We start from the raw sequence: 6,455 nt of genomic DNA on the forward strand, positions 1-6,455 counted from the left end.
CCTCCGATCGTTGTTCTTCACTGGCGTCAATGCGCTCGCCTATGCCGAGGTTTCGGCTGAAGACACCAGCAAGGCGACGCCGATTACAGCGGTGTTCCAGCAGTTGTCGGTCGCGCTCGGCGTGGCGCTGGCCGGCGGAATCCTGGAAGTATCGACGTCAATCCATGGCGGCCCGCTGTCGCTGGACGACTTCCACATTGCCTTCTTCATCGTTGCAGCGGTCTCGGCGGCGGCATCGCTATCCTTCGTCCGGCTGGCACCCGATGCCGGCAACGCCATCTCCGGTCACGGCCGGCTGACAACACCCAAGACGCTGGAAACGGTGAGCCCACCCGGCAACTGATGGCAGCTACGCTTCGGCCTCGCCTTCTGGACGGCCCGATTCGCCCGACGGCGGACCGGCGGTGCCCTGTCAGTCGTCGGCGTCCCCCGGCCCTTCGCTATGGCTCCGGGCGCTCGAGGCCTTCGGAACGTCCACTGGACGTTCCGATCCGCCTGACGGCGGACCGGCCTCTCGCCCCTTGAAGTCCTTGGCCAGCAAATAGAGCTCGACCGATTCATCCCGCGACGCCGGCGGCTTGACGTGATGGACGGAGCGGAAGTTCTTCTTGAGCATCGAGAGCAGCTCGTTTTCGGCGCCGCCCTGGAAGGTCTTGGCGAGGAAATGCCCACCCGGCTTCAGCACCGACAGCGCAAAATCGGCCGCCACCTCGCACAGATGCATGGTGCGGATATGGTCGGTCCGCTTGTGGCCGGTGGTCGGTGCCGCCATGTCGGACAACACGATGTCCGGATCCCCACCCAGCGCCTCGGCCAGCTTCTGCGGCGCCAGCGGATCGAGGAAATCCATCAGCAGCACCGGGGCGCCTGGCACGGCGTCCATTTCCAGATAGTCGATGCCGATGACATGCGGCTTGTCGGCCGTCGATTTCGTCCGCGCGGCGGCGACCTGGCACCAGCCGCCGGGGGCGGCGCCGAGATCGATCACCTTCATGCCGGGTTTCAGGAGATGATGCTTGTCGTCGATCTCGATCAGCTTGTAGGCCGCGCGCGAGCGATAGCCGTCAGCCTTGGAGCGCTGGACATAGGGATCGTTGATGTGGCGCTGCAGCCAGCGGCGCGACGATTCCTTCAGCCCGCTCTTCTTCTTGATCCGCGTCTTCAGCACACGAATGCTGGCTGATCCTGGTTTTTCCGGTTTCTTGGTCATTGCTTATTTCTTCGGTTCGGGCTCACGCTCTGCCACGCCCATCGTTGCGCCAGACGCCATCATCGGCCATCAGTTCGCTCAAAATACCTTCGCGCAGGCCACGATCGGCGACTCGCAGCCGCTCGGACGGCCACACGGCGCGGATCGTCTCGAGGATAGCACAGCCGGCCAGCACCAGATCGGCGCGATCGGCACCGATGCAAGGGTTGGCGCAGCGCTGCTGGAAATCCCAGCCAACCAGTCTTTCGACCATGCGATCGACGCTGTCGCGGTCCATCCACAGCCCATCGACACGGCGGCGATCGTAGCGCTCGAGCTCAAGGTGGACACCGGCCAGCGTCGTCACGGTTCCGGACGTGCCCAGCAGATGGAAATTCGGACTGGCCTTGAGATGGCTCAGCCGATCGCGACCGTCGAAGCTGGCCAGCCGGCCGGCAACGTCGTCGACCATGGCGGCGAAGATCTCGCGCGTCACCGTGCGGCCGCCAAAGCGCTCGGCCAGCGAGACGACGCCGACCGGCAGCGACGTCCACGACACGATATGATTGGCCAGCCTTGGCGAACGGCGGCCAGCGAGATCGATGAGCGCGATTTCCGACGAACCACCGCCAATATCGAACAGGACGACGCCTTGGGTGTCGCGCTCGACCAGCGAGCCGCAGCCGGACACCGCCAGCCGCGCTTCGGTCTGGCGGTCGATGATCTCAAGCTTCAGGCCCGCCTCGCGTTCCACGCGGTCGATGAACTCGACGCCGTTTTCGGCCGTGCGGCAGGCCTCGGTGGCGATCAGCCGGGCTTTTCTGATCTTGCGGTTGCGCAATTTGTCGCCGCAGATTTTCAGCGCCTCGACCGCGCGGTCCATCGCCGGCTGGCCGAGCCGGCCATTGGCGGTGAGCCCCTCGCCCAGCCGGACGATGCGCGAAAAAGCGTCGATGACGCGGAACTGGCCATGCCGCGTCGGCACGGCCACCAGCAGCCGGCAATTGTTGGTGCCAAGGTCAAGCGCCGCAAACACCGGAAGCTCCTGGACCGGCGGCCGACGGGCGCTCTGTTCCGGCCGTGGCACCACAGCGACGGGCGAGGCCACCGATTCCGACGGTCTGTGGGCCTCCGCCGCCGGGACACCGGTCTCGCCCGGCGCCGGCGATCGATTCTCCGTGGGACGTGTCTCGTCGCGCGCAAAAACCTTGCGCCCGCGCCTTCGCTTGCGCCGCTTCTTGGGCTTGCCTTTGTGGGGTGCGTCGCCCGCCTGCCCGTCCGCGGAGCGGAGCTCCGTCGGGCGGCGTTGCTGCCAGCTTGCATTCCCCGGGCCAGCCGACCGCCGGGAAGCGCTGGACACGCCCACCTCCGGCGCGCCGGCGCCGGTGTCGTGGTCTTCCACTGTCGTTCCTTCCGGCGCCGCGCGAACCTATGATGGACGCAGCAGGCGCTTCAGTGTTTTAAGTTGCCGCCAGACTAACAGCGCCGCGCCCGATCACCAAGAGCCGCGTGCCGAATTTTGCCGGCAGGCCGCAAACCGCCGTTCCGGGGCGGCCGCGTAATGAACCCGCACGCCGCAGTTGCCGGCGCTACGCCTGCCGGCACCTCTTTCGGCCGCTCACTGCGGCAAATCTAGCCGGCCGACGCTGCGACAAGGGTTCGCGGTTGAATAGCCGGCTTCGATGAGGCATTTCTGAAATGAGCGGAAGAATCCGGCAAAGCCGGCCTCCCACCAGCCACGAAAAGGAAGCGGACCCGCAACGCATGGCAGTCAGGCAATGAACTGGAGACGCTATTTCTGGCCGGTTGTGGGCATCGCCGCCGTGATCTTCTCGCTGCTGCTGCTCTGGCACGAATTGCGCGGCGTTTCGCTCGACGACGTCTGGGACGGTATCACCGCCATTCCGACCCGGGGCTGGATCCTTGCCGCGCTGAGTTCGATCATCGCCTATGCCTCGCTTGCCGGCTACGACCACATCGCGCTCCTGCATATCGGCAAGCGCGTGTCGTGGCTGTTCGTCACGCTGTGCTCCTTCACCACCTATGCGCTGTCGCACAACATTGGCGGCTCGGTGTTTTCCGGCGCCGTCATCCGCTACCGCGCCTATGGTACCAGAGGCCTGACCGGACAGGATGTCGGCGTGCTGGTGGCGGTCTGCTGGATCACCTTCGTGCTGTCGACGATTTTGGCCTCGGGCCTGGTTCTGGTGTTCGAGCCTGAGATACTCGACCGGTTTTCCGGCATCGCCCATCATGGCCTGTCGGAAGCGGCCGGCATCGCGATGCTGCTGCTCGTCGCCGCCTATGTCTTCGGCAGCTGGCTGCATCTGCGCCCGCTGAAGATCGCCAGCTTTCAGCTGCATTATCCGGCGCTGCCGATCGTCGCGCGGCAGTTGCTGATCGGCCCGATCGAGTTGCTGGCCGCCGCCGCGATCATCTTCTTTGCCCTGCCCGCAGCCCACAATCCCGGCTACTTCGTCATACTGGGCGTCTTCCTCGTCTCCTTCTCGATCGCGCAGATCTCGCACGCGCCGGGCGGGCTCGGCGTGTTCGAGGTGGTGTTTCTCGCCGGCCTGTCGGACATGGATCCGGTCGGCGTGCTGGCGGCGCTGCTGGTGTTCCGGCTGTTCTACCTGATCATCCCGCTGATTCTTGGCCTGGGTGTGGTGCTGTTCTTCGAACGCTCGCAGTTCAGCCGGACGGAGCCTTGAGGAGCGGGATTGGATCTGGAGGCCGCGCGCCGGCATCTGAAGTGCGGCGCCTGAAATCACCTGACGAAACGTGCCATTGAACCACAGAGCAGGCTTGACTATTTTCCGCTGGCGGCTACAAGGCAGCGCTCACAGCGGCTTGCCCGCTCGGCCCGCACGGTTCATGACCGCGCCTGCTGGGGAATAGGTTAACGGTAGACCCACGGACTCTGACTCCGTTAGTCCTGGTTCGAATCCAGGTTCCCCAGCCAAGATAAACCCACTGAAAACACTGAATTCTTGCCGCCAACCGAAACTTGGTGGTGCATGCCGCTGTGACAAAATAAGCGAAAAATAAGCGAATTTTAGCTGCCGCTTATTTTCCAGCCGCTTGGCCATCTTGCCGCAGGCTTTTCCTTTCGCGCTGGCCACACCATTTTCGGCCATGCCGCCATCCGATGCTTTCGCCGCGATGATAGCCGGGCTTTAGGCGGCGGCTTGAGTCGCGCCGATATCGCTAGCAGAGCCGGGGTTTCGCAGAACGACGATTCGGCGCTGCATCCATGGCAACAAATCGCGACCACATGGCCGGGAGGGCGGCGCGCGTTGAGCGCTTGCACCGGGAGGTGGTCGCCGGACCAAGACGCAATCCTACGCCTAAGCTTCTTTTTTTTCGAGCCATTGGATGAAGCCGAGATTTCGAGTGCGGTACTGGTTGATAGCGCTTTCCCTGCCAATTTCTTTGACCGCCTTGGCGAATCGCGTCAGTATTTCGATCATCTCGGGCGTGGCGTCGATCAGGTTCATGTAACGGCGTAGGCCGGCGAGCATGTCCCTCAGTTCCTCACCCTCATGCCCCTTGAGAATCTGGACATAACTTTCCACATCAATCGTAGCCGCTTCAGCCAGCAGTTCCGGATCGGTGATATTCTTGGCGAGCGCCATCACAGTCTCGTCGGTTGTGCGCTTCGGTTTCGTGGCGTTTTCAGCTTCCTTGATCCGCTTGAGCAGTTCAGGGGACAACTCCCGGCCGAACTCGTACAATCTATCGGTATCGAAGGCGGCGGGCTCATCCTTCTTTTCCCGGATGTATAGTGTGACCAGCTCTTCTGCGCGCGGATCTCCCAACTCACGGAACGTGCGCTCGACGCTCACTAAGTCGCCGAGGTCCAAGTACTTAAGCTCGCTTGCAAAAACCTCGACGAACCTGTCGAGTATGGGCTTGATCGGCTTCGTGAAGGACAGATGTAGGTCATCCCAAAGCTCCCGCATGGCTTCTTTTGCCTTGCGGTACATATCAGCCTCATTCAGCTCCTTCGCGTGCGCGTTCAGCCGCGATTGATCGAAGTATCCATTCTGGACAGCCTCAAGGAGGGTCAGGTCGAACGCGCTGGTGCCTGTGTACCGGTATTGGACAAGCAGGTCGCGCCATTTCAGGTCGAGGTCGGCGTCCTCCTTGATCGGGTTATAAGCGTTGACTCGCTTCAGGTAGTCGAGCGGTGGTGCGCCCTTTGGCTGAAGGTAACTCCAGGCGAGTAGGGTGATTGTCCGAACAGCATCCATTGTCACGCTAAAGGAATATCCGGCGAGCATAGGCGCGACCTGCTTAGCCAGAGCTAGAATTTTCCAGATCACTCGGACGTTCTTGATGCCCAGCAGGATAGCATGCTGACGGACCATGGCGGCGATGTTGTCACCGTCCCCCGGAATAGCGATGTCGGCAATCTCGGCGCAAGAAGGGTCGAACCGCAAGTACAAGTCCACCACCTTCTCTAAGTAGGACTCGAATTCACCCTTGTCCTCTAGTTGCTCGTCATTGAGGATCAGCACAACCTTGCACTTCCGATCGTCTCTGAGCTGGGAGATGTAGCCCAACACATCGACGCTTCTGAGCCCATCGCCCTTGCGTTCCAGATCATCGACCAGGACGATCTGATTGCGGATGCTGAGTGCTGCTGCTTCAACGGCTGCTTCACTGGCACTACCGGTAAGAGATGCGAAAACCTTCCATACGACGTTGGAGGATTTCGCCTCGTTTATGTAGTCGGTGTGTCGTTAAAATCGAACGGCTTTCCGATTTTCTCAATCGCCACCGTGGACTGAAAAATGTCGCGCTTGATGTCTTGAATCGAGTTCAGGCCGAACAATGAGACTTTTGCGTAACGTTTCAGCTTGAGTTTTTTACTGAGGACCGCCTTCGAGAGAACATCGTCCCAGGTATATGTCTTGCCCGTGCCCCAATCACCGCGGATACACAGAACCTGCTCCTTATTTGACGCTAGAAACTGACCGATGGCTTCACGCACCCGCTGCACTGACATAATACCCCCCTCCGCAAGTAGCGGACAAATGTAGCTGTCCTGCGCCAAGATGCCAGGGCCGGACGACGGCGTTACGCGTGACGAGCGTCTTTCGCCCAGAAGATGGTCTCTGGAAGATCGTGCATCGTCACGCCGATCCGATAACGACGGCTCAGCGGGCCAATTCGGTACTCCGCCGATAGACGCTATTATCGATCTGGCGCCTGGGTGCGGAACATGGTCCTTTAATTAAATTAGCAGAAATGCATAAAAAGG

Annotated in this window: 5 protein-coding genes, 1 tRNA gene and 1 pseudogene; 3 read left to right on the forward strand and 4 right to left on the reverse strand. The window is 61.5% G+C overall.

Annotated elements, in window-relative coordinates; all coding sequences use genetic code 11:
- A pseudogene (locus EN964_RS20620) lies at positions 1-343 on the forward strand (multidrug efflux MFS transporter); the annotation flags it as partial.
- A gap of 69 nt (positions 344-412) precedes the next feature.
- Here EN964_RS20620 and EN964_RS20625 read toward each other — a convergent pair.
- Both EN964_RS20625 and EN964_RS20630 read right to left on the reverse strand, forming a co-directional pair.
- Positions 413-1,210, reverse strand: coding sequence for an RlmE family RNA methyltransferase (locus tag EN964_RS20625; protein WP_127272688.1), 798 nt, complete (start codon positions 1,208-1,210; stop codon positions 413-415).
- A gap of 22 nt (positions 1,211-1,232) precedes the next feature.
- Positions 1,233-2,591: a Ppx/GppA phosphatase family protein gene (locus EN964_RS20630; RefSeq protein WP_127276683.1), complete on the reverse strand. Its 1,359-nt coding sequence runs from the start codon at positions 2,589-2,591 to the stop codon at positions 1,233-1,235.
- A 376-nt stretch (positions 2,592-2,967) separates the two neighbouring features.
- Between EN964_RS20630 and EN964_RS20635 the strand changes: the two genes are divergently transcribed.
- Positions 2,968-3,900, forward strand: a complete 933-nt coding sequence (locus EN964_RS20635; protein ID WP_127269916.1) for a lysylphosphatidylglycerol synthase domain-containing protein — start codon at positions 2,968-2,970, stop codon at positions 3,898-3,900.
- Between the two features lie 177 nt (positions 3,901-4,077).
- Positions 4,078-4,151: transfer RNA gene (locus EN964_RS20640), tRNA-Gln, on the forward strand.
- A gap of 385 nt (positions 4,152-4,536) precedes the next feature.
- On the opposite strand, the gene EN964_RS20645 is transcribed toward EN964_RS20640, so the two are convergent.
- Positions 4,537-5,754: a hypothetical protein gene (locus EN964_RS20645; protein ID WP_164775906.1), complete on the reverse strand. Its 1,218-nt coding sequence runs from the start codon at positions 5,752-5,754 to the stop codon at positions 4,537-4,539.
- Between the two features lie 161 nt (positions 5,755-5,915).
- Complete coding sequence (locus EN964_RS20650; protein ID WP_127276687.1) at positions 5,916-6,248, reverse strand: hypothetical protein; 333 nt, start codon at positions 6,246-6,248, stop codon at positions 5,916-5,918.
- Positions 6,249-6,455: the final 207 nt, after the last annotated feature.

The sequence above is a fragment of the Mesorhizobium sp. M7A.F.Ca.CA.001.10.2.1 genome, assembly GCF_003998575.1.
Taxonomy (GTDB): Bacteria; Pseudomonadota; Alphaproteobacteria; order Rhizobiales; family Rhizobiaceae; genus Mesorhizobium.

Coding starts and splice junctions, on each gene's coding strand:
- EN964_RS20625 (WP_127272688.1), bottom strand. CDS start 1,210: ATGACCAAGAAACCGGAAAAACCAGGATCAGCCAGCATTCGTGTGCTG.
- EN964_RS20635 (WP_127269916.1), top strand. CDS start 2,968: ATGAACTGGAGACGCTATTTCTGGCCGGTTGTGGGCATCGCCGCCGTG.